The organism is Gracilibacillus timonensis (assembly GCF_900086715.1).
GTDB lineage: Bacteria > Bacillota > Bacilli > Bacillales > Amphibacillaceae > Gracilibacillus > Gracilibacillus timonensis.
The window spans coordinates 79,543-103,181 of the sequence record NZ_FLKH01000010.1 but is presented as its reverse complement, the minus strand read 5'-3'; the positions used below and the strand labels follow the sequence as shown (position 1 = coordinate 103,181).

At 41.6% G+C, this 23,639-nt stretch carries 20 protein-coding genes; 10 read left to right on the top strand and 10 right to left on the bottom strand.

What is annotated here, in order from left to right; genetic code table 11:
• Window positions 1-244 precede the first annotated feature (244 nt).
• Window positions 245-1,480, bottom strand: coding sequence for a peptidase T (pepT, locus tag BN6556_RS04400; protein ID WP_066187728.1), 1,236 nt, complete (start codon window positions 1,478-1,480; stop codon window positions 245-247).
• Window positions 1,481-1,607: 127 nt separating this feature from the next.
• Here pepT and BN6556_RS04395 point away from each other — a divergent pair, with 127 nt between their 5' ends.
• A complete protein-coding gene (locus tag BN6556_RS04395) occupies window positions 1,608-2,591 on the top strand; it encodes an NAD(P)/FAD-dependent oxidoreductase (protein ID WP_066187725.1) in 984 nt (327 codons plus the stop codon).
• 51 nt (window positions 2,592-2,642) lie between these two features.
• Here the strand turns inward: BN6556_RS04395 and BN6556_RS04390 are convergent, their stop codons facing one another.
• Window positions 2,643-3,179, bottom strand: a complete 537-nt coding sequence (locus tag BN6556_RS04390) for a M15 family metallopeptidase (RefSeq protein WP_066187722.1) — start codon at window positions 3,177-3,179, stop codon at window positions 2,643-2,645.
• A gap of 213 nt (window positions 3,180-3,392) precedes the next feature.
• Between BN6556_RS04390 and ilvD the strand changes: the two genes are divergently transcribed.
• Window positions 3,393-5,084, top strand: a complete 1,692-nt coding sequence (gene ilvD, locus BN6556_RS04385; protein ID WP_066187719.1) for a dihydroxy-acid dehydratase — start codon at window positions 3,393-3,395, stop codon at window positions 5,082-5,084.
• A gap of 695 nt (window positions 5,085-5,779) precedes the next feature.
• Here ilvD and BN6556_RS04375 read toward each other — a convergent pair.
• A complete protein-coding gene (locus BN6556_RS04375) occupies window positions 5,780-6,892 on the bottom strand; it encodes an NAD(P)/FAD-dependent oxidoreductase (RefSeq protein WP_066187713.1) in 1,113 nt (370 codons plus the stop codon).
• Between the two features lie 183 nt (window positions 6,893-7,075).
• Here BN6556_RS04375 and BN6556_RS04370 point away from each other — a divergent pair, with 183 nt between their 5' ends.
• From BN6556_RS04370 to BN6556_RS04355, 4 genes are all read left to right on the top strand, one after another.
• Window positions 7,076-8,116 carry an ABC transporter substrate-binding protein gene (locus BN6556_RS04370; protein ID WP_066187710.1) on the top strand — a complete coding sequence of 347 codons (1,041 nt, stop codon included), beginning with the start codon at window positions 7,076-7,078 and terminating at the stop codon, window positions 8,114-8,116.
• A 90-nt stretch (window positions 8,117-8,206) separates the two neighbouring features.
• The gene (locus tag BN6556_RS04365) at window positions 8,207-9,190 is read left to right on the top strand and encodes an ABC transporter permease (RefSeq protein ID WP_066187706.1); all 984 of its coding nucleotides are present in this window, start codon (window positions 8,207-8,209) and stop codon (window positions 9,188-9,190) included.
• Window positions 9,183-9,977 carry an ABC transporter ATP-binding protein gene (locus BN6556_RS04360; protein WP_066187703.1) on the top strand — a complete coding sequence of 265 codons (795 nt, stop codon included), beginning with the start codon at window positions 9,183-9,185 and terminating at the stop codon, window positions 9,975-9,977. The genes BN6556_RS04365 and BN6556_RS04360 overlap by 8 nt, the downstream gene beginning before the upstream one ends.
• A gap of 46 nt (window positions 9,978-10,023) precedes the next feature.
• The gene (locus tag BN6556_RS04355; RefSeq protein WP_066187700.1) at window positions 10,024-11,211 is read left to right on the top strand and encodes an aminotransferase-like domain-containing protein; all 1,188 of its coding nucleotides are present in this window, start codon (window positions 10,024-10,026) and stop codon (window positions 11,209-11,211) included.
• Window positions 11,212-11,413: 202 nt separating this feature from the next.
• Here BN6556_RS04355 and BN6556_RS04350 read toward each other — a convergent pair whose 3' ends face one another.
• From BN6556_RS04350 to BN6556_RS04320, 7 genes are all read right to left on the bottom strand, one after another.
• Complete coding sequence (locus tag BN6556_RS04350) at window positions 11,414-11,851, bottom strand: YueI family protein (protein WP_066187697.1); 438 nt, start codon at window positions 11,849-11,851, stop codon at window positions 11,414-11,416.
• Window positions 11,852-11,940: 89 nt separating this feature from the next.
• Window positions 11,941-12,327, bottom strand: a complete 387-nt coding sequence (locus BN6556_RS04345; protein ID WP_066187695.1) for an ectoine synthase — start codon at window positions 12,325-12,327, stop codon at window positions 11,941-11,943.
• A gap of 51 nt (window positions 12,328-12,378) precedes the next feature.
• Window positions 12,379-13,650: a diaminobutyrate--2-oxoglutarate transaminase gene (ectB, locus tag BN6556_RS04340; protein WP_066187692.1), complete on the bottom strand. Its 1,272-nt coding sequence runs from the start codon at window positions 13,648-13,650 to the stop codon at window positions 12,379-12,381.
• A 123-nt stretch (window positions 13,651-13,773) separates the two neighbouring features.
• Entirely contained in the window at window positions 13,774-14,280 is a 507-nt protein-coding gene (gene ectA, locus BN6556_RS04335) for a diaminobutyrate acetyltransferase (RefSeq protein ID WP_078059965.1), read from the bottom strand.
• Between the two features lie 699 nt (window positions 14,281-14,979).
• A complete protein-coding gene (locus BN6556_RS04330; protein ID WP_066187690.1) occupies window positions 14,980-16,449 on the bottom strand; it encodes a catalase in 1,470 nt (489 codons plus the stop codon).
• A gap of 425 nt (window positions 16,450-16,874) precedes the next feature.
• A complete protein-coding gene (locus BN6556_RS04325; protein ID WP_066187686.1) occupies window positions 16,875-18,266 on the bottom strand; it encodes a sensor histidine kinase in 1,392 nt (463 codons plus the stop codon).
• 19 nt (window positions 18,267-18,285) lie between these two features.
• Complete coding sequence (locus tag BN6556_RS04320; protein WP_066187684.1) at window positions 18,286-18,996, bottom strand: response regulator transcription factor; 711 nt, start codon at window positions 18,994-18,996, stop codon at window positions 18,286-18,288.
• A 437-nt stretch (window positions 18,997-19,433) separates the two neighbouring features.
• On the opposite strand from BN6556_RS04320, the gene BN6556_RS04315 reads away from it, so the two are divergent.
• The 4 genes from BN6556_RS04315 (at window position 19,434) to BN6556_RS04300 (ending at window position 23,596) form a co-directional block, all read left to right on the top strand.
• A complete protein-coding gene (locus tag BN6556_RS04315) occupies window positions 19,434-20,201 on the top strand; it encodes an ABC transporter ATP-binding protein (RefSeq protein WP_066187682.1) in 768 nt (255 codons plus the stop codon).
• Window positions 20,188-22,038: an ABC transporter permease gene (locus BN6556_RS04310; protein ID WP_066187679.1), complete on the top strand. Its 1,851-nt coding sequence runs from the start codon at window positions 20,188-20,190 to the stop codon at window positions 22,036-22,038. The genes BN6556_RS04315 and BN6556_RS04310 overlap by 14 nt, the downstream gene beginning before the upstream one ends.
• A 1-nt stretch (window position 22,039) precedes the next feature.
• Window positions 22,040-22,399, top strand: coding sequence for a YxeA family protein (locus tag BN6556_RS04305; protein WP_066187676.1), 360 nt, complete (start codon window positions 22,040-22,042; stop codon window positions 22,397-22,399).
• Between the two features lie 216 nt (window positions 22,400-22,615).
• Window positions 22,616-23,596: a LacI family DNA-binding transcriptional regulator gene (locus BN6556_RS04300; RefSeq protein ID WP_066187674.1), complete on the top strand. Its 981-nt coding sequence runs from the start codon at window positions 22,616-22,618 to the stop codon at window positions 23,594-23,596.
• The last annotated feature ends 43 nt before the right edge of the window (window positions 23,597-23,639 follow it).

Sequence of the window (23,639 nt, the reverse complement as noted above, 5' to 3'; positions counted from 1 at the left end):
CCCCTCTGACTTCTTGGTCAAAAAATCATACGTTATAGTCACGGATGATAGTATAATAGATGCTGACTGGTCATGTCAATCGAAAGAAAAAAGTTCAAGCAACAAGACATACCAAATTTCTGCTAATATCTCTTGCGTGCTGTATACTCCTCCTCTCGAATGGCATAAAAAAAGAGGAGGTAAGACATAACGACTGTCTCCATCTCCTCGGGATGCAGGGTTACTGAGGGTTTGCTTAGTGATTTTATCGGTTTTGTTTCGCAAATTTTTCAGCTATCTTAACAATCGTTTGCGTGGCCTTTTCCATACTTTCGATCGAGATAAATTCATGTTTACCATGGAAGTTTTCTCCACCGGTAAAGATATTAGGGGTTGGCAGTCCTTTAAAGGATAATTGCGAACCATCCGTTCCACCGCGAATGGGCTGGATTAATGGCGTAATTCCAATTTGCTTCATGGCTTCTGCGGCAATATCAACGATGTATTTAACGGGTTCAATTTTTTCCGCCATATTGTAATACTGGTCTTTCATCTCTAACTGTACGTTATCTTTGCCAAGTCGATGTTGGTACTCCTCGACAAGGGCTTTTAGCGTTTCTTTCTTTTGATTGAATTTTTCCCGATCGTGATCACGAATGATATAGTATAGTTTTGCCTCTTCCACGTCTCCTTCAAAAGAAAGAAGGTGATAGAACCCTTCATAATTCTCGGTAAACTCTGGTGCTTCATCGATCGGCAATTTTTGGTGCAGCGTCATAGCGAACTTGCTTGCGTGGATCATTTTGTTTTTTGCCGTACCGGGATGAACATTGTTGCCTTTAATGACAATTTTGGCTGCCGCCGCATTAAAGCTTTCATATTGTAATTCGCCCAGTGGTCCACCATCGATCGTATAGGCGAAAGAGGCGTTAAAGCGGGTCACATCAAATTTATGCGGTCCGCGTCCAATCTCCTCATCTGGTGTAAAGGCGACACGGATGGTACCATGTGGGATCTCCGGATGCTGGATGAGGTACTCCATTGCTGTCATAATCTCAGCAATTCCAGCCTTGTTATCGGCGCCGAGCAGGGTGGTGCCGTCGGTTGTCATCAAGGTCTGGCCGATATAATGCGATAACGAAGGATATTCATTCGGGGACAGTAGAATTCCTTTTTCTTTATTTAAAATGATATCCTTTCCGTCATAGTTTTCCACAATCTGTGGTTTTACGCCTTTCCCCGTAAAATCAGTAGCGGTATCGATATGTGCAAGAAAGCCGATGGTTGGTACTTCATATTCGACATTGCTAGGAAGTGTTGCCATCACGTAAGCATGATCATCGACTGTCACATCCTTCAGGCCAATTTCCTTGAGTTGATCTACTAATAGATGAGCCAAATCCCATTGCTCCTCGGTCGAAGGGCAGCTACTGTTCTCCTCATTCGATTGCGTATTTATTTTGGCATATGTTTCTAAACGATGGATTAATTGTTGCTTCATTGATTACGCATCCTTTCCTTAAACATGATAATTTTGCTATACTGTATAATCATAACATAAGATAGCAGGCGAACAGGAATGGCTTGTTTGTGTGGATTTTTTATCTGAATGAGAGGTGTTACTAATAATGGATCATAATGAAATATACGATATAACGGTGATCGGCGGTGGTACAACTGGATTGTTTGCAGCTTATTATGCCACTATGCGAGGAATGAAGGTGAAATTGATAGAGGCCCAAGCTCATTTGGGAGGAAAAGTGAAACAATTTTTCCCGGAAAAGAAGATTTATGATATCGGTGGATTTCCAGCTATTACAGGGGAAGCCTTGGTCAATCAATCGATAGAGCAAGCCCAACGCCATCATCCGCCTTTATTGACCAACCAGTGGGTAAAACAAATTCGTTGGGAAGATGGCTGCTATCACCTGATCACCAGTCAAGAACAAGTGCATGCAACTAAAACGGTCTTGCTGGCAACTGGGTCGGGGACTTTTCATGTGAACATGCCAGAAGAGTGGGAGCGGCTCCCCCGTATCGAGGCAGCTACCGACTTAATGGGGCAGACATCCTATCAAGGCAGAAACGTCATTATTTCAACCAATAACAAAACCGGACTAAATTGGGCACTATATTTGGAAAAGTCAGCTGCTTCGGTCACAATCATCAATCCAGTCGATCGTTTTCAGCAAGCAAAAGAAGAAGATATCCGTCAATTAGAAGCCAGTACGATACAGGTATTCTACCAAGCAGAGATCACGCAATTGTCCTCAGAGGAGAATCGGCTTGCTGCGATAACGATTCATGATCAGGCAGGCACAAAGCAACAAATTTCTGGCGATTATTTGCTGGTGTATCATGGGCTCAAGCTCCAGGCAACCCCATTTGAAGAGTGGGAAATTACTACGGATAAGGGACGTATACCGGTCGATGGCGATATGGCAACGAATAGGGAAGGTATCTTTGCAGCAGGGGATGCAGTGCAGTATCTAGGAAAAACCAACTTAGTCGCTCCTGGTTATACAGAAGCGATAACGGCGGTGAATAAGGCGCACAAATGGCTGGATCCTTCCGTAACTGAACAATTATATAGCACCGTGCTTTATCGCTAAGAAAAATAAGACTATTTTTGACGTTGTGCTGGTCAAGGCTGTCAGCGAAATCTATTGGGGAGAATCGATCACGTCTTCTGGTCGTTTGCCCCATTTCAATTCTCGAATGCTTAATCCGAAATCCATTTGCAGGTGGGGATAGTCTTTGAAATTGGTGAAATCCCCACCCCAATCAAAGCCCAATTCTTTAGCAATTTCCACGACCTCCATCCAATCAGCTTCTTCATTTTGATTTCCGTCATACGTAAGATCCCAAATCACCTCTCCATTCGGAAGCTCGATCGCAAAATCAACGGCAAGGCCATAATTATGATAGGATTCTCCACCTTGGGCATAGGTGACGATTTCACCTTCCGTTTCTCGTCCTTGTTGATAAATCGCTTCTTGTTCATCTATCGAGCGGAAGCCATCAGTAATCACGATAGATATGCCAATTTCTTCTGTGCGTTTGAGTAAAAGATCAGTTTTCTCTTTAATAATGGGGTGTAGTCCTGTGGGGGCAGGCCGATTGCTATATGTGTTATATTGGTAAATTAAATATCCAATTACCAGAATAAAAAGAAAAAACAAAATGATGCGAATTTTCATACAATTCCCCTTTTTTTGCAAATTGAAAGATTCCGTATTGTTACAAACTATGATAACATATTAGTATTGAGAAAATATTTGTCGTATTTTTGACATTATTTTCAGAGAAGGTTATTTTTATTCATTCAGGATTTGTAAGTCGCAGGGCTGGATCTATTGGAATAACCTTTGGGCAAGCTTAAGAAACTGGAAAGCTAGGAGGCATAACAAAAAATGGGGAAAGATTTACGAATTAAAAGTAACGCATTTGATGATCCAAAACGCGCCCCGAATCGTGCGATGCTACGTGCGGTTGGAGTGACGGATGAAGACTTTAAAAAGCCAATGATAGGTATTGCAAGTACATGGAGTGAGGTAACTCCGTGTAACGTACACTTAGACGATTTAGCCTTACAAGCAAAGCAAGGCGCGAATGAAGCCGGCGGTGTACCGATGATCTTCAATACGATTACAGTATCGGATGGGATTTCAATGGGAACCCCAGGAATGCGCTATTCTCTGCCAAGTCGTGATGTGATTGCTGATTCGATTGAAACAGTAGTTGGCGCAGAGAATCTGGATGGATATGTAGCTATTGGAGGCTGTGATAAGAACATCCCTGGTTGTCTGATATCGATTGCCCGCTCAGATGTTCCAGCTATTTTCGTATACGGTGGTACGATTGCACCAGGTTATCGAAATGGAGAGAAACTGGATATTGTTTCCGTTTTTGAAGGAGTAGGAAAACATAATAATGGCGATATTAGCGATGAAGAATTAAGAGGCATTGAATGTAATGCTTGCCCGGGTGCGGGTTCTTGTGGTGGTATGTATACCGCTAATACAATGGCAACGGCTGTTGAAGCACTTGGTATGAGCTTACCAGGCAGTTCTTCCAACCCTGCAGAATCTCCAGATAAATGGGCAGACAGCAAGGCAGCGGGAGAGGCTATCTATAACTTGTTAGAAAAAGGGATTTATCCGAAAGATATTTTGACCAAGAAGGCATTCGAGAATGCGATTACTGCGGTAATGGCATTAGGCGGATCAACCAATGCGATCCTTCACCTTTTAGCGATTGCCAATGCAGCGGAAGTAGATTTGACCATGGATGACTTCAATCGCATTCAGGAAAAGGTACCACATCTAGCCGATCTTAAACCAAGTGGTAAATATGTAATGGAAGATTTATATAAAATTGGTGGCGTACCAGCCGTTATGCGTTTATTGTTAGATAACGGCTTCTTGCATGAAGATTGTTTAACCGTAACTGGGAAAACCATTGCGGAAAACTATGCAGATGCCCATGTTTTAACAGATGAACAAGATATTATCCACCCATTAAGCAATCCATATCGCGAAGATGGCCCTTTAATTGTGTTAAAAGGAAACTTGTCACCAAGTGGTTCTGTTGCGAAGGTTTCGGGTGTGAAAGTAAAACGCCACGTTGGCCCAGCTCGTGTCTTTGATACAGAAGAAGAGGCGACAGAAGCGGTGATGGATAATCGGATTAAGGAAGGTGATGTCCTTGTGATTCGCCAAGTCGGTCCAAAAGGTGCACCTGGTATGCCAGAAATGTTATCTATTTCAGCCATTCTTGTCGGAAAAGGGTTAGGCCAATCCGTGGCCTTGTTGACAGATGGTCGTTTCTCTGGAGGTACACATGGGTTGGTCGTTGGTCACATTGCACCAGAGGCCCAAGTTGGCGGTCCAATCGCATTTTTACAAGAAGGCGACATGGTGACGATCGATTCAGAGAATAAAGAATTATCAATGGATGTATCCGACGAGGAAATAGAGAAGCGCCGTCAGAACTGGCAAGCGCCAGAACTCTATAAAAAAGGTATTCTTGGGAAATATGCCCATAATGTATCTTGTTCTTCACAAGGCGCTGTTACTGACTTTATTAATCGTAAGGATCTTTAATAGAAAAAGCTTGCTGGTGGTTTATGTAGACACCGGCAGGCTTTTTTTGTTGAAGTTGTGAGTGAGGTTGACTAGCCATGATTTTGAGGCCATTAAGAGAACCTTGCGAACTGGGGAGCGGGAAATGCTCTCTCCAGTCCGTGAAAATTTCGCGGGCTGAAGAGAGCATTTCCTGTTCTACAGTCCATAAGAACGAATCTCGCGGACTGAAGAGAGCAAAACCTGTTCTACAGTCCATAAGAATGAATCTCGCGGACTGAAGAGAGCAAAACCTGTTCTACAGTCCATAAGAATGAATCTCGCGGACTGAAGAGAGCAAAACCTGTTCTACAGTCCGTAAGAACGAATCTCGCGGACTGGGGAGAGCAAAACCTGTTCTACAGTCCATAAGAATGAATCTCGCGGACTGAAGAGAGCAAAACCTGTTCTACAGTCCATAAGAATGAATCTCGCGGACTGAAGAGAGCAAAACCTGTTCTACAGTCCGTAAGAACGAATCTCGCGGACTGAAGAGAGCAAAACCTGTTCTACAGTCCATAAGAATGAATCTCGCGGACTGAAGAGAGCAAAACCTGTTCTACAGTCCGCAAGAATGAATCTAACAGACAAAAAATCGCCAACTCGCAAAATGTTGTCTGTAAGAATGGATCCAAAGGCGCAAAATCAGCCAAATCCCGCCCATCAGAAACCGTCCCTTACTTTCTATATTCCGTTTCCATAATGCTTGCGATTGGATAATCTTTTGGATCAAGATCTGTATCCTCGTTCAATACGAGGTGGGCCAATTGCTTGGCGATAAAAGGTCCTGTTGTTAACCCGGATGAACCTAATCCATTCGCTGCAAAAATATGAGGATGGCCGGGAACTGCGCCAAAAACAGGGAGAAAGTCGGGGGAAACTGGGCGAAACCCGACATCCATTTTGACAAGTTTGCTGTTTGCCAAGGAGGGTGCAATGGTAAAGGTATCCGAAAAAATCTTGTGAATACCACCAGGTGTAATAGACGTATCAAACCCAGCATCATCCTCATGGGTCACCCCAGCAAAAATCTGCCCATTTTCAAAAGGTACCATGTAGTGGGCGCCTGGCGGCATAATGACAGGCCAATCACTGGTGTCTTGTTCAACTTGCAAAGTAGTGATTTGCGCCTTTTGTGGTTTGATTTTACCTGTTATCCCTAATGTGGCTGCCAGAGAATGAAACCAAGCACCTGCAGCCACTACGATTTTATCGGCTGTAACAAGTTGATTATTCACACGGATTGTACCCTTTTCAAACTTAGCTTCACCAGTTATAAAGTGAACTTGATTTTGCTCGCAAGCTGTTAGTAACGCCTGCCGCAATTGTTCACCATGGACGCGAGCCCCGCCACTAACATATAGAGAAAAATAGCCATCCGCTACTAACGGGAATCGTTCTTTCGTTTCGTTTGTGTTTAACCAGCGTATTTCACCGATTTCGGGTGTGCTTTCTCTTCTCTTTTTCACGAGTTCCCATATATTTTGTAATCGTTTCTCATCATCTTTGACGACCATGGTGCCAACTTGTTTATAGCCGGTTTTTTCAATCCCTTGGTCACGTAATGCTTTGATCAATTCTGGATAATAGCAGGCGCTTTTGGAAGCGAGTTGATACCAAGTCTGGTTACGTCGCTGGGATACCCATGGACAGATAATCCCGGCTGCTGCACTGGTCGCTCTCCCTTGAAAATCAGCGTCAATTAAGGTGACCTGATGATCGGTTTTGGATAAATGATAGGCCGTTGACGCACCAACAATACCTGCTCCTACTACAACGATTTTGCTCATCTGTTTCACTCTTTTCTGCATAGATCTACAAGCTAGTGTGCAATAGCCAGCGCAGAATAGCAAGTAATCACTATAACGCCTACAATTAAAAATAAGTTATATCGAACCAGATTAATTTGTGCTATAATGTATCCTAAAGTTTGAAAATTTAAAAATTTAAGAAAATGGGGGAAGTTAGCAAATATGAAAAAGAAATTATTATTATTACTTACAATCACTTTTTTTAGTGTGCTTGTCCTTGTTGCATGTGGAACAAGTGATGATGAAGGCTCAAACGGTGATGGCGATTCATCATCTGAAGGGGAAGACCAAGCCGCTTCTGATGGTGAGGTATACAAGATCGGAGCAACACAAATCGTTGAACACCCATCATTGGATGCGGCATATCAAGGATTCCAAGATGCAATTAGTGACGCAGGTTTAGAGGTAGAGTATGACTTTCAATCCGCTCAAAACGATCAGAATAATGCGGCCACGATTGCCAATAATTTTGTCGCAGAGGGCGTGGACTTGATTTTTGCTAATTCTACTCCAAGTGCACAAAGTTCCTTGCAGGCGACCAGTGATATCCCGATCCTATTCACCTCGGTAACCGACGCGGTGGAAAGCGGATTGGTCGAATCAATGGATCAGCCAGGTGAAAATATTACAGGTGTGATTGACATGCATCCTGACTCGATTGCACAAACGGTCGAATTTATCGATCAAAATTTTGCCGATTCTACGATTGGACTTGTTTATAGTGCAGGTGAAGCCAATTCCGTTGCACAAATTGAGGCCGTGAATGCAGCTGTTGAAGGAACGAGCTTATCTACTGCCGAAGCCACAGTTGGGAACACTTCTGAGGTGCAGCAAGCCGCTTCCTCTTTAGTTGGTGAAGCAGATGTATTCTTCATTATTACCGATAATACTGTTGTATCAGCGTTAGAAGCGGTAGTAGGTGTGGCAGAAGAACAAAGCATGCCACTATTTGTTGGGGAACCAGATTCTGTAGAACGTGGCGGATTTGCTACCTATGGTATTGATTACCATACGATTGGTTATCGTACGGGCGAAATGGCTGTTGACATTTTAACAGGGGAACAAACACCTGTCGATATGCCTGTCGAAGTGCCGCCAAACATGCAATTGTTCCTTAACAAAGACGCAGCGGAAGCACAAGGGATCGAATGGAACGATGAATGGGGTCAAGAAGCAGAAATACTTGAAACCGTAGAAGAATAAATAAGATTGCAGGCCTCGACATGTAGTACGACAGCTGTCGAGGTCTTCTGTCACAGTTGAAGTGGCTTTGTAGAGAAAGGAAGAGGTAAGATGTTGATTTCCATGTTCGGCGCTGTCGAATCAGGTGTTATTTATGCCTTAATGGCATTAGGTGTTTATCTTTCATTTCGTGTATTAGATTTCCCGGATTTAACAGTAGACGGTAGTTTTGTAACGGGTGGGGCCGTTGCGGCTATTTCGATTGTTAATGGCGTGCCTCCTGTATTAGCTACGATTTATGCGATATTCGCTGGTTTTCTTGCCGGTATGGTCACGGGAGTTCTCAACACGAAAGGAAAGATCCACCCGTTATTGTCCGGGATTTTGATGATGACGGCCCTTTATTCGATCAATATTCGTATTATGGGAAAACCGAATGTTGCATTATTAAATGAACCAACTGTATTTAAACAAATAGAAGATTTTTGGGCTTCCTTAGGTATCGATGAATTTATGAATGGGTTGTTAACTTCTATGGGGGCAGAGAATGTTCCTGGCACATGGGCCGTGCTTTTTTTGATGATTGTTGTGACTTTACTCGTGAAGCTGGTTATTGACTATTTCTTAAAAACAGAGGTAGGACTGGCCTTAAGAGCTACCGGTGATAATGAAAAAATGATTCGCAGCTTGTCAGCAAATACTGATATCCTGAAGGTGGTTGGTTTGGGAATCTCCAATGCACTAGTGGCCCTATCTGGGGCATTAGTAGCTCAAAACGGTGGTTTTACAGATGTCAGTATGGGAATTGGTATGATCGTGATTGGTTTGGCCTCGGTTATTATTGGCGAGGCATTAATTGGTACTAAGACGATCGCTCGTACTACACTAGCCGTGATTGGCGGCGCGATTGTCTATCGAATCGTTTTGGCGCTTGCATTGAGGGCGAAATTTTTGGAAACAGGAGATGCCAAACTGATTACGGCTGTGATTGTTATCTTAGCCTTAGTAACACCCAAATTGCTTGCTACGCAGCGAGAAGCGAGGCGGAAGAAACGTAAGCGTGCCATGATGGAAGGTGGGACAACCGATGCTTAATATGCAAGATATTGCGATTACCTTTAACGAAGGAACATTAGATGAAAAAAAAGCATTGCAACGTACCAATTTACACTTAGAAAAAGGCGACTTTGTGACAGTAATTGGCAGTAATGGTGCCGGAAAGTCCACGTTAATGAATATGATTTCAGGATCTCTGAAACCAGATATGGGAACCGTGAAAATTAATGGCAAGAACGTAACACTGCTTCCCGAGTATAAACGATCGAAAATGATTGGACGTGTATTCCAGGATCCGATGGCAGGTACGGCACCGTCTATGACAATTCAGGAAAACCTGGCGATGGCTTATGCCCGAAACAAACAACGCACCTTGAAAAAAGGGGTGAACAAACAACGTAAACAACTATTTAAAGAACACCTGGAAACCTTGCACCTCGGACTGGAAAATCGTTTAACGGCAAAGGTTGGATTGCTATCGGGCGGAGAACGGCAGGCATTGTCGTTATTGATGGCAACTTTTACGGAACCGAATATTTTATTATTGGATGAACATACAGCAGCTCTGGATCCATCACGTGCCGAGCTAATCACCAAGCTAACAGGGGAAGTTGTCAATCAATTTGACTTAACTACACTGATGGTGACTCATAATATGCAGCAGGCATTAGATCTTGGTAATCGACTGATTATGATGGATAAAGGTCAGATTATTTTAGAAGTATCTGGTCAGGAGAAACAAGAATTGACCATTGAAAAGCTTCTTCAAGAATTTCAACGTATCCGTGGCAAACAAATGGATAATGATCGAGCTATATTAGGTTAGATGAACTTATATGTAATGCGTAAAATAAGGAAAGAAGGAATGGTTTATGAAATACGGTTTTGCAGAACGTGTACGATTTATGAAATCATCAGCTGTTCGAGATATCTTAAAGGTGATTAATCAAGGAAATGTCATTTCATTTGCTGGGGGATTACCAGAAGAAAATCTTTTTCCCGTAGAGGCCGTAGATCGAGCCTTTCATAAGGCAGTAACCGGTGACCCTAAGACGTTACAATACGGTGAAACAGAAGGGGTGTCGGCATTAAGGGAATTACTGGCCTTACGTATGAAGAAAAAAGGACTGGTCCGTGATCCGGGAAATATCCTGATCACCTCCGGCAGCCAGCAGGCCATCGATCTCTTCTCTCGCGTAATGTTTAACAAAGGGGATGTCATATTAACAGAGAACCCAACTTATTTGGCGGCCTTGCAAGTATTTGAGTCCTATGAAACTAATGTGATTGCCGTCAATTCAGACGATGATGGTATGGTATTGACAGATTTAGAAGAAAAAATTGTACGACATAAACCAAAATGTATTTATGTCGTACCAACCTATTCCAATCCAACTGGAAAAGTATGGTCACTGGAACGACGGTTAAAATTACTAGAACTTGCCAATCAATATCATGTGGTTATCTTTGAGGATGATCCGTATGGGGAATTGCAATTTGATGAGGCAGAGGCGCCGCCATCCATTGCATCATTGGATGAGAATGACCTGGTACTGTACACGAGTACTTTTTCTAAAACTGTTGTACCGGCCTTACGAATTGGATGGATCGTTGGGCCTCATCAGATCATACGCATTATGGCTCAGGCAAAGCAGGCGACCGATTTGCATACCAACTCGATTAGTCAGCATGCCCTTGTTCATTTATTGCAGGATTTTGATATTGACCAACATATTCAGACGATTCGACAAACATATTATGAAAGAATGCTGGTGATGAAGCGACTGTTGGATGAAGTTTCGATTGAAGGATTGGAATACACCGTCCCTAAAGGCGGTATGTTTTTCTGGGTAAAACTCCCCGCTTATGTGAATACCACCAAATTATTAAATAAAGCGGTGGCTGAGGGTGTGGCCTATGTTCCCGGCGATTCGTTCTATGTGTCCAATGCGGAACAGAATACATTCCGGCTGAACTTTACGAATGCAGAACCGGCGTTAATTGAAGAAGGAATGAAGCGCTTGGTAAAAGTTCTGGATGAAATCAACGTTCATTCTTAGAAAGAGAGAAACAACGAGTGCTTACGTGCTCGTTGTTTATTTGTATAGAAGTCAGCTTTTATTCTATGTTCAATAAACGCGGTTCGGTTGTTTCGATGTAAAGAAAAAACGATCACCATATAAGCATAACCGAAATGGGGGAGAGTATAGTCACGAAAGTCTGATAATTACAGATTGCGTGATGGAGAAGAATTGCCACGCATTAGATGCCAAGCAATCTTCTCCACCAAGGTTTTTTATCGGTTTTATCTATTGCTGTGTCTGTCGGTGTTTCTTCGGGCAGATGAATATCTTCCTTATCAATGGCATGATCTGCCGTTAAGACAAGACCATAAGTACTATCTGTGTTTTCATTGGTAATATAGCTGTGAGAAATACGATGTTTTTCAGCTAGTTCACGATAGGGTTTGCTAAAGCTAATATTCATATGACCATTCACTAATAATGTGGCTTGGGTATGTTTTTGTAATTCTTCTTCAAAGGTCGTTAAGCCTTTTTTGCCTCGTACTTGAGTCTTTGTTAACGCAAGAATCACTCTTTCCCGATAGGTTCCGAGGTATTTTTTCTTCTGATCAGGGTGGAGTTCTTTGGCGCCGTATATACCCTCTTGTAAATAATCATCCATTTCTTTCTTTCCCAACGAAAATCCCTCCTTACTAACATTATATACAAAATTTAAAAAACTTCCCAAGAAAAATGGGAAGTTTTTTTGACGATTTCTATATTTGTTTAATCTTCGTCTACTGCATATACGCCATCTTCATCATGTACTTCATTCCCAGTTAATGGTGGGTTGAAGACACAAACCATACGCATATCTGTTGTGCCGCGAAGTAGGTGTTCGTCGTTTTTATCTAAGGCATAAAGTGTATCTTTTTTGATTGGCCATACCTTGTTGTCACTTAAGGTTACGACTTCACCTTCTCCTTCGATGCAGTAAACGGCTTCTAAGTGGTTTTTATACCAAATGTGCGTTTCTGTCCCTGCTTTAATGATCGTATCATTTACAGAGTAGCCCATGCCATCTTTCTTTGTGATTAAGCGACGGCTGACCCAGTTTCCTCCGTCCACGTCTTGATCTGTTCCTAAGATGTCTTCTAGTTTTACTACTTTCATAACTGATATATCCTCCTGTTTTCTATTTATATGGTGAACCCTACACTAACTTTAGCCGTTAGTGACAGGGTTTTTCACTAATCCTTTTACACTCTCTTCGATAATATCCAGTCCTTTTTGCAAGGCCTCAGTTGGAATATTTAATGGTGGAAATAGTTTAAATACCTCATCGTTTGGTCCAGCTGTTTCCATAATTAAGCCAAGCTCAAAGCAACGAGCAGTGACCTTTTCGGAAAAACCTTCTACTTCTGAGGCAATTCCGACCATAAATCCTCGACCGCGAACCTCACCTTTCATTTCTGGATACTTCTCGACAAGTCCTTCTAAGAAGCTATAAATGATCTCTGATTTTTGGTGGATTTCCTTCTCAAATGAATCATCTTTCCAAAAATCAAGCGCTGCACTGGCAGTGACGAACGCATGGTTATTACCACGGAATGTACCATTGTGCTCTCCTGGCTGCCATATATCATATTCTGGTTTAATAAGGGTAACAGCTAATGGCAAGCCATAACCGCTTAATGATTTAGATAGACAAATGATATCAGGCTTGATGCCTGCAGCTTCGAAACTAAAGAAGGTACCTGTACGACCAATACCTGCCTGCACATCATCAATGATAAGCAAGATACCCCAGCGGCGGCAGATTTCTTCAATTTGTTTCAACCAGTCAAAGCGAGCAGCGTTGATCCCGCCTTCACCTTGTACAGTTTCTACAATCATAGCAGCTGGAATGGCGACACCACTACCTTTATCTTCTAAGAAACGCTCAAGATAAACCAAGGTATCGTGGTCAACATAGTTATCATAAGCCATTGTTACCGAGTTTTGTAATGGAATACCGGCTCCTTGTCGTTTCATTGAGTTACCAGTAACGGAAAGGGAACCGATCGTCATCCCATGAAAACCGCCTGTAAAGCTAATAATATCGGTACGACCTGTAACTTTTCGAGCTAATTTCAAAGCACTTTCCACGGTGTTTGTTCCAGTTGGTCCAGGGAACATCACTTTATAATCGAGGTCACGTGGTTTGAAAATCACATCATCAAATTTTTGTAAAAACTCAGCCTTGGCGGTAGATGCCATATCCAATGAATGGGTGATTCCGTCACTGCTGATATAGTCTAACAACTTATTTTTCATATGATCATTATTGTGTCCGTAGTTAAGCGCACCTGCGCCAGAAAAGAAATCTAAATATTCATTTCCTTGCTCGTCCCATATGTTGTGCCCCTTCGCCTTGGTAAAAACAGTTGGGAAGTTACGAATATAACTACGCACTACCGACTCATAATGGTTAATAATATCAAGATTTTCACTCATCTTTTAAACTCCTCCTACATAATTTTTGTAACATGCAAAGGTTACACCTTTGCAAAAAAGATCTCATCAGAAAGTAATGGCTCTCTTGTCCATTTGCAAGAACGGTTGCAAAACCTTTGTTGTTTATTTTTTAATCGGTCCTACAACATATTTTAGTTCTTCTTCATGATCATCACCAGGAAACATCTCCTTCGTGAAACATTCACTAGAAGTAATATCTGTATGGTAATCACGAGCTAATCTCTGGAATAATGATTGTGATGCCTTATTATCAGGTGTAATCGTTGATTCAACAAATCGGACGTTTTTACAGGCTTCAGAGTCTAAAAGGTAATGCAACATTTTGGAAGCAATTCCTTTTCCTCTCTGAGAACTGTCAACGCCAATTTGCCAAACAAACACTGCATCTTGTTTCTTTGGGGAGATAAATGCGGTAATAAAACCAACTATTTGGTTTTTCTGCTTTGCCACAACACAAGTATCACCGAAATATTCGTTCATTAACATATATTTATATGGCGAATTGGAATCTAGTGTTGATTTTGTTACTAATTCCCACATTCCCGCTCCATCCGTTGCTGTCGGATTGGAAAAAGTTACTTGATCAGACGGAGGTTGTTGAACATTCATTTGAGTCACAATTTTCTCCTTTCTTGAATAAGGGAATTGTTTATAATTTTAATACCCATTTTTTTAAAACTGTAAACTAAGTCGTTCAAAAGCTTACCTAATAAATGATAACGTCATTTCAATGAATCCTCAAACCGCTTATAATCGACTGAGGCATGGTTAAACTGTATCTGAATGACTGAGAGACATTTGATCAAAATTGCTTCATAAATCCTTGCATATGGTCAAATATTCTTACATATAAACCAAATTTGCCTTTCTTCTTAAGTTTTTTCTTTGTGATTTTTTTATACACTTAAAAAGTGATCCAAACTTTTGATAAGAAAAACGGCGCGATTCTTTATTGTAAAAACAGGCTATATAAGTTGAATGAAATCATTTCTCATGGATCGGATAGATGCTCTTAATCCATTTACGAAATATGAGGAGATAACCAAGGAATAAATGAATGGCACCCAGATTAGAAAACATGGTTGTGTAAAAACACTCCAGCCAAGCACTTCACCTTCCACATGCGTAGTTGAAACCCACTTCATCATAGAATTTTCAGTCACGAAAATGAATGGATAAGTTATTTATTCCTTGTTACAAAAAAATCTGGTTCCCAATTAGTATGGGAACCAGATTGAAAAATATTTATCCAGTGTTAAACGCTAGTAAATTTTCCTGCTATAAAAGTGAACAAACAATCTTGCTTTATTATTCTTTCACCTGTGCTGGAACTTCTACGTTTAATATCGAAGCAACACCTTCTGCAAGTCGTGGATCGACCTTATAGAAGAGTTCTAATTGACGTTCGACAACTCCCTCTTTGGTCACACCACTTAAATGATCAGCAAAATTTTCGATCAGGCGTTGACGTCCGCCTTCATCCAGTACATCGCGGAATAGCGAACCTGGTTGTGAGAAATGATCCTCACTGTCGTAATTGACACTATCAGCAAAGCCAGATACCTCAAATGGTTTGATTTTGCTTTCCGGTGTTTCTTTTGGTGCGTTACCATAACTATTAGGTTCATAGTTCGGCGCACTGCCACCATTACCGTTATGACTCATAAAGCCATCGCGCTGGTAATTATGGACAGGAGCCTTTGCCTGATTAACCGGAATTGTTTCGTGATTAACACCTAGACGATAACGGTGAGCGTCTGAATAAGAGAAGAGGCGACCTTGCAACATTTTATCTGGTGAAGCCTCAATACCGGGTACGAAATGTCCAGGTGAAAAGGCAGCTTGCTCTACCTCAGCAAAATAGTTTTCTGGATTACGGTCAAGCACCATTTTACCTAACTCAATTAATGGATAATCACTGTGCGGCCAAACCTTCGTTACATCAAAAGGATCATAACGATAGCTTTCTGCTTCTTCGATCGGCATGATTTGTACCTTTAATGTCCAAGAAGGATAGTCTTCTTTATCAATCGCGTTAAAGAGATCCTCGGTATGGTAATCAGGGTTTGTCCCAGCTAACTCATCGGCAACCTTTGGATCTAAGCCTTTTACCCCCTGATCACTGATGAAGTGATATTTCACGTAAACAGCTTCTCCATCTTTGTTCACCCATTTAAAGGTATGGCTTCCGTAACCATTCATATGACGGAAAGTTGCTGGAATACCACGATCGGAGTGCAAGTACGTGATTTGGTGTAGTGATTCAGGTGATAGTGACCAGAAATCCCATACCATGTTCGGATCTTTTAAGTGTGTTTGTGGATGTCGTTTTTGTGTATGAATAAAGTCAGGGAATTTGATCGCGTCTCTGATAAAGAAGATAGGCGTGTTGTTCCCCACCAAATCATAATTTCCTTCGTCTGTATAAAATTTAACTGCGAAACCGCGTGGGTCTCGTACCGTATCGGCTGAACCTAGCTCTCCTGCAACGGTGGAAAAGCGAATAAACATCGGTGTTTTTTTACCTACTTCTGATAAGAAATCTGCTTTTGTATATTTAGAAAGGTCATTCGTCACTTCAAAATAGCCATGTGCTCCGGCACCTTTGGCGTGTACAATTCGTTCTGGGATTCGTTCGCGGTTGAAATGAGCAAGTTTTTCTAATAAATGTACGTCCTGGATTAAAGTTGGTCCTCTTTGTCCAGCGGTGATGGAGTGTTGATTGTCACCAACGGGTGCACCAGAGGCGGTGGTTAGATATTTTTTCTCTTGACTCATAAAACACCTCTCCTTTGTTATAAATATTACATCTTTTATTATAATACAAATCTTATAAAAATCAATATTTATTTATAATTATTTTAATTAAGAGGATGAAAAAGTCAGACAAAATCTGTCCTTCCCTTTATCACGAATCGAAGATAGATACTACCCACCTATAAGACGGATTATGTGAAGTTGACGGTCCATCTATTCCATATAGTAAAGTTGACTGTTTTTCAGCGTTAGAAATGCTGCGGAAATAGGTTGCGCTTTCGCCCACAGGGCATAAATCAACAAGCGATTCATTCAAGGGAAAACTCATTCCAAGTCCTATTATACCAAGGATTATTTACTTTCTTTACTTATAAAAAAACGGTTATATAGATTATATAACCGTCAAAAGGGGAATTTAAACGTTTTTTGTTATCATTGGAAGTGGCTTATTCCTTATCATCTAAAGGTGGTAAGATGATTTCGATCGTTGTGCCGTTTCCTTTTTCACTGGTTAACTGAACGGTACCACCATGTGCTTGAATAATATCGCGTGAAATGGCCATTCCTAACCCAGTGCCGTGTGTATGACTTGTATTGGTGCCGCGATAATATCGATCAAATATTTTCGTTTGCTCCTCCTTATCGATTCCTTTGCCGTTATCCTGAATTATAATACTTTTATCAGAAATACTCACTTTCACCTCGACTAATTCTTCGTTATGAAGTAAGGCATTATAGATAAAATTAAGCAATGCCCGTTTCATTAAATGTTGATCAATCTTCCAATAAAGGGATGCTGTACTATCAAACTGAATTTGTTTACTCCGGAATTTCGGGTCGTTTAATAGATCAATAATCAGCTCTCGCACAAACGGTTCCATATTAGTGGACTGTAACTGAAGCGAGAGTTCCTGATTGCGTAAGCGTGTCGTTAGCTGAAAGTCTTCCAGCAGCTCCTGCATGTATAAAGACTGCCGCTCGATTACCTCTGCATATTCCAAGCGCTCCCCGTCTGTTACATCTTGATCTCGCAGTAATTCGGCGTAACCTTGAATGGAAGAGAGTGGTGTCTTAATATCATGGGAGACATTACTGATCCACTCATTGCGCATTTGTTCCAGTTTGTGTCGTTCTTGTTCATTTGCCTGCAACGCATTGGCTACGTCATTTAGATTGGCAAATACATGCTTGTAAATGCCGGGCCGCTTTGGTTTTTCTGTTGTAAAGATGCGTTCCTTTAAGGCATGAATACGCTCCACCATGCGATTGATCGGTTTAGTGAAAATGGTACTGAACAAAAAGCCGACAAGGGCAGCAATCAGCAAATCAACAATCGCAATAATACCGAGAAATTGCATGAAATAATGTATCCATTGTTCTCCGTCGAACATCATGACTAACCGTTGTTCTTTAGATTCAGGAACGACAACAAGATAACTGTAGCCTTCATATTCACCAATAAAATACGTGTTCAAGTCATCATCCATGTATTTATACTTATGCACCAATTCAATCGGGCGATAGTGGTCTGCTGCCTCTTCAGGTGCCTGATAAGAATCGATTACTTCACCATTATTATCAAGGATTTGCAGCCAGGCACCAAATTGTGTCAAGGCCTCTTGACCGGTCTCTGACACCGTAGGTATATCATCTTCTATCTCCATATACCTTTGAAAAGAGCGAGTAAAGTCTTCTCCGGAATTACTGCCAAAGTTGGCACCTTCTTGCATGCTTTGGTACAGCATAATACCTAGCAAGATACAAGTATTGACAATCAATACGATAAACACAATGCTAAGAATGGATATTAAATATCGAAGGGTTATTTTCCATTTCACTTTTTATCACCTAACTCTCTTATTCAGGAAAAAATCGATAGCCTAACCCTTTTACGGTTACAATATGTCGGGGTTGGGATGGATGGTCCTCGACTTTTTCACGCAGGCGACGTATATGAACCATTAATGTATTGTCGGCGCCATAGAAATCTTCACCCCATACCGTGCGAAAGAGTGTCTCTTTACTAAGAATTTGATTGGGATGATGCAGGAAACAGGTCATTAACCCAACCTCTTTGGCGGTTAACTCCAAATGTTCTCCTTGTTTGTCTACTTCTGTTTCCTCGGCATTGATAGTAAACAGTCCAATCGTTTTTTCTCCTTGATTGGTCTTCTGGGTCTGCGCTTCCAAGCTATACACACCGGCCCGTCGAAGCTGCGCCTTTACGCGGTAGGCCATTTCTTTGGGGCTGAATGGTTTAGTGATATAATCATCTCCGCCGATGGCTAAGCCCAGTATCTTATCAACTTCATCAGACTTCGCGGATAGAAATAAAATCGGAATTTGTGAGACTTCCCTGATTTTTCTGCACAAGTCGTAACCTTCGCCGTCTGGGAGCATAATATCCAAGACAATTATACTTGGTTGATATTGTTCAAATTTCTCCCACCCCTCACGTATGGATCCGGCTGTTTCTATTTCGGAGAAACCCTCCTTTTGTAAGGAGGTGCTCATTAGTTGGCCCAGATCCTTCTCGTCATCAACAATGAGAATACGAGGTGTTTCCATCGTCCTCATCCTTTCTTTTTTACCTGATCGTCATGTTAAGCGTCCGTAAGTTTTCCTGCTGTAAAAGAGTTAATCCATGGTGAGTAAGGAAAACAACGGTCCCTAAACCTCCTGATAAGTCTCGCTATCGTTCAGGGGTTAAGATCGGCCCCGCTGAACGAAGTCTCGCTTTATCACAGCGTTAAGTGTCCGTAAGTTTTCCTGTTGTAAAAGAGTTAATCCATGGTGAGTAAGGAAAACAACGGTCCCTAAACCTCCTGATAAGTCTCGCTATCGTTCAGGGGCGAAGATCGGCCCCGCTGAACGAAGTCTCGCTTTATCTTATCATAACAGGATTTGCAGTAATTCGCAGGTATTTAAGGATTTTGTAAGATACCCGTGATGGTGATGTAAGGTTGGGAAGCTATAGTAGAGGTAGATGAAAGGAGTGCATTGACATGGAACACGTATTAAAAGTTGACAAGGTAGACAAAATTTATGGAAAAGGCGCCAATTCCTATCAGGCGCTTGAGAATATATCATTTACGATTGAAGCAGGTGAATTTGTTGGAATAATGGGGCCGTCCGGTGCAGGGAAATCTACCTTGTTACACGTATTGGCAACAATTGATTCTCCTACGAGTGGTGATATTTTTATTGAACAGGACAATATCGCCAAGATGAAGGATGAACAGCTGGCAGACTTTCGCCGTGATCACTTAGGGTTTATTTTTCAAGATTATAACCTACTGGATTCTTTGACTGTGAGAGAAAATATTTTATTACCACTTGCTATTGCAAAACAACCGGCAAAAGAAATTCAAGAAAAGGTTCATGCGGTGGCACAAACATTTGGTATTGAAGATTTATTAGAGAAGTATCCTTATCAAATATCCGGGGGGCAAAAGCAACGGACAGCTTCTTGCCGGGCGCTCATTTCGCAGCCGAAGTTAATATTCGCAGATGAGCCGACCGGGGCTTTAGACTCGAAATCGGCAACGGATTTATTAGAAAGCTTAAGCTCATTAAATACCGAGCATGAGGCAACGATTATGATGGTGACCCATGACGCTTATGCTGCAAGCTTTTGTCGACGTATCTTGTTTATCCAAGACGGTTGTTTGTCCAAGGAAATGATCCGTGGTAATCAATCGCGCAAGCAGTTTTTTCAATTAATTCTGGATGAAATGGCACAAATAGGCGGTGATGGCCATGACATTATTTGATTTGGCCTTAAAAAATATCAGGCGTAATTTTCGGAATTATGGGTTGTATATTGGTGCTACCGTGTTTTCGATCATCATATACTTTACCTTTTCCACTTTAAAGCATAGTGATGATATTAGTGCACTAGCGGAAACGTCGAGGCAGGTACAAAGCATTATGAGTGCTTCTGCTTTTGTGCTAATGGTGTTTGTTGCGATTTTTATTTTGTATTCCAATACCTTCTTTATGAAAAGGCGTAAAAAGGAAGTGGCCTTGTACTCCTTGTTAGGAGTAAGAAAGCGCACGATTGGTCTCATGCTTTTCTTTGAGAACATGATGATTGGTTTTATTTCATTGTTGATTGGCGTTGGGTTAGGTTTCTTTCTCTCCCAATTATTCTTGGCCATTCTAATGAAGTTAATGGGACTTGAACAAACCTTTGCCTTCGCTTTTTCCGGCAGTGCCGTTGTCGAAACCATTGTTGTATTCTTTATCTTGTTTCTCGTAACTTCCTTATTAGGCTATCGGGTGATTTATCAGTTTAAGCTTATTGATTTGTTTCATGCAGCTAAGAAAGGGGAGAAACAACCAAAGGCGCGCCTTATTTCGGCGGTCATCGGAGTGCTGACACTGGTGATGGCTTATTGGTTGGCGTTGCAAGATTTAACAACTTCAAAGGCTTGGGCATTTTTCGGAATTGCCATGCCGCTTGTTATTATTGGTTTAACGATTGCTGGCTCTTATTTACTATTCAATAGTGTCCTTGTTTATGTATTAAACAAGTTGAAGAAAAGGGAAAAATGGGCGTGGAAAGGACTCAATCTGATGACAGCCTCCCAGCTGTTATATCGTATTCGCGGCAATGCCAAGACCTTAACGATTATTGCTACCCTAAGCGCCACAACGATCACCGCTGGCGGGGCAGTTTTTGGTCTCTATTATAATACCGATAAAAACGTGGAAGAGTATATGCCTTTTGCGTTTATGTGGCAGGGGCCACAATATGAGGTTGAATCAGAAGCAATAGAGGCTTCGATTGATATCGAAACAAAAGAGGTACGTGTGACAAACGAGGAAACTGACATGTCCTATCATGTTATTGATCAAGCAACCTTTGATGAGCTAACCCAATTATTGGACTGGGAGCAGGCACCTCGTATTCAAGATAACCAAGCCTTGTACATCGATCCTTTTTATGACGAGCGCTGGTCCGAGCAGGTAGAGGAAGTCGATGTAAATGATACAACCTTTTTGATTACCAAACAATATCACCAGTCAATATTTAATGTCGAAACCCTTCCTGGCGCTGTGCTTGTATTAAATGACGGACAATACCAAGCGTTGGCGGGTGATGCTGTAAGCTATCAGGCCGTGCAGGTGGATGATTATAAACAACATGACGCCTTATCAGATCAATTGGCTGGGGAGGACGAACGGAATCATTTTTCGAGTAAGGTGACTAATTATCAAAACGCCTTGAAGGCTTCCGGAGCACAATTATTTGTGGGTGCTTTCTTAGGATTGGTCTTCTTACTGGCAACCGGAAGCATTATCTTTTTTAAGATGATGACCGAAGCAGAAGAGGATAAGGATAAATACGGAATCTTACGGAAAATTGGCGTATCGAAAAAAGAAATGAAGCGAACGATTCGTTATCAAATGGGATTAGTCTTTATGACACCATTACTGCTTGGGTTATTGCATGGGGCGGTTGCCTTGCTAGCATTCTCCAATTTATTACAAATGAATCTATGGGTGCCAATCCTGTGGTGGATGTTGGCTTACACGCTAGTGTATGTGTTGTATTACTTTATTACTGTTAGAGGATTTAAACGTACTATCGAAGGAGAGATTTAAAATGAAAAAAATAGGTGCGGTGATTATTTTGTTAGTAGTTGCAGCGGTTGTTGTGCTGATGACGGTGGACTTTAATCGCTTTGGTAAAGATAATGTGTATGTCGAAGTGGTTGAACCAACTGAGGTGGAAGAGGACAGGTTAGATAATGGCGAGATCATGGAACGATACAGGTATCAGCAAACGGCTTTTGATGAGCAAGGGGAAGCGGTGGAAGTGGAATTCACAGCTGGGAAAGAGTTACGGCGAGGAGCCTATCTGATGTTATATGTCAAGAACGAAAATGAGGTAACCTCTTATGATGAAGTGGAATGGGAGGAAATCACTGCAGATGCACAGACTGAATTAGAAGAGGCACGATAGAGGGTAATTTCTCACCCTCTATTTCTTTTTTTGTAAGCTAAATAGCTCAAACTATGCTACAATTTTTGTGGGGAATAAATAAAAAAATGGGAGATGAAGCATCATTTCAGCGTTGCCTAGAAACGCTGAAATAGTCTCTACTAATAAGGGCAAGGTACAAAAAAGGAACATCTTACAACGTGCCTGCTTTCGTCTCACCAAAGGAGGCATAGAGGAATGAAGCCAAAATTACAAGATGTAGCTAAGGCAGCCGGAGTTTCACCAACCACGGTATCACGCGTGTTAAATGATCGCGGTTACATCAGCCAGGAAACAAGGGAAAAAGTCTACCAAGCTATGAAGCAAATTAATTATATTCCGAATGACCTTGCACGTTCATTGTATAATAAACGCACGCATTTAGTTGGTGTAATTGTTCCTTCCACGAGCAATCCGTTTTTTGGCGAGCTAGTTTCTCATATCGAGAATTATTGTAATGAGAAAGGTTACAAGGTACTTCTATGTAATAGTTTGCATGAAGCAGAGAAGGAAAAAAAGTATTGGGAAATGCTGTTGCGTAATCAAGTAGATGGTGTCATCGTGGTTAGCTACAATAGGGGATTGATTGATTTAAGACAACAACTTCCTGCTATCGCGATTGATCATTATTTGTCAAAACACATTCAAGTGGTTAGTTCAGATAACTTCCAGGGAGGGCAGTTAGCAACACAGGCTTTAGTAGATAAAGGTTGTCAGCATATCATCCATATTAACGGTGTTTCCACACTTGAAACACCAGCCAATGATCGTCGTTCTGCTTATCAGCAAGTCATGAGGGAAAACGGTCGGACACCAATCAATTATGAAGTCCCGGATGTCGCCTTTTTGGCAGATAACATGGACACAATCAAGCAGTTGTTTCAAGAACATCCGGAAGTAGATGGGATTTTTGCCAGTGATGATATGCTCGGTTTATTAGTACTGCAATATGCTAGGCAGCATGGATATCGTGTACCGGAAGACTTGAAAATCATTGGTTATGATGGTACAGAATTGATTCGTACGCTTCATCCGGAACTCGCCACGATTATGCAGCCGATTGCCCAGATTGCCGAGAAATCAGTAGAACTATTAGACTTGCAGATTACCAATAAAGATCAGCCGCTAACTGCAGAGGTTCTGCCGGTTTCACTTTGGAAAGGAGACAGCATCCGTTAAGTCATGTATACGAGAGGTTTATTCTATTTTGCTCGGTTTCATT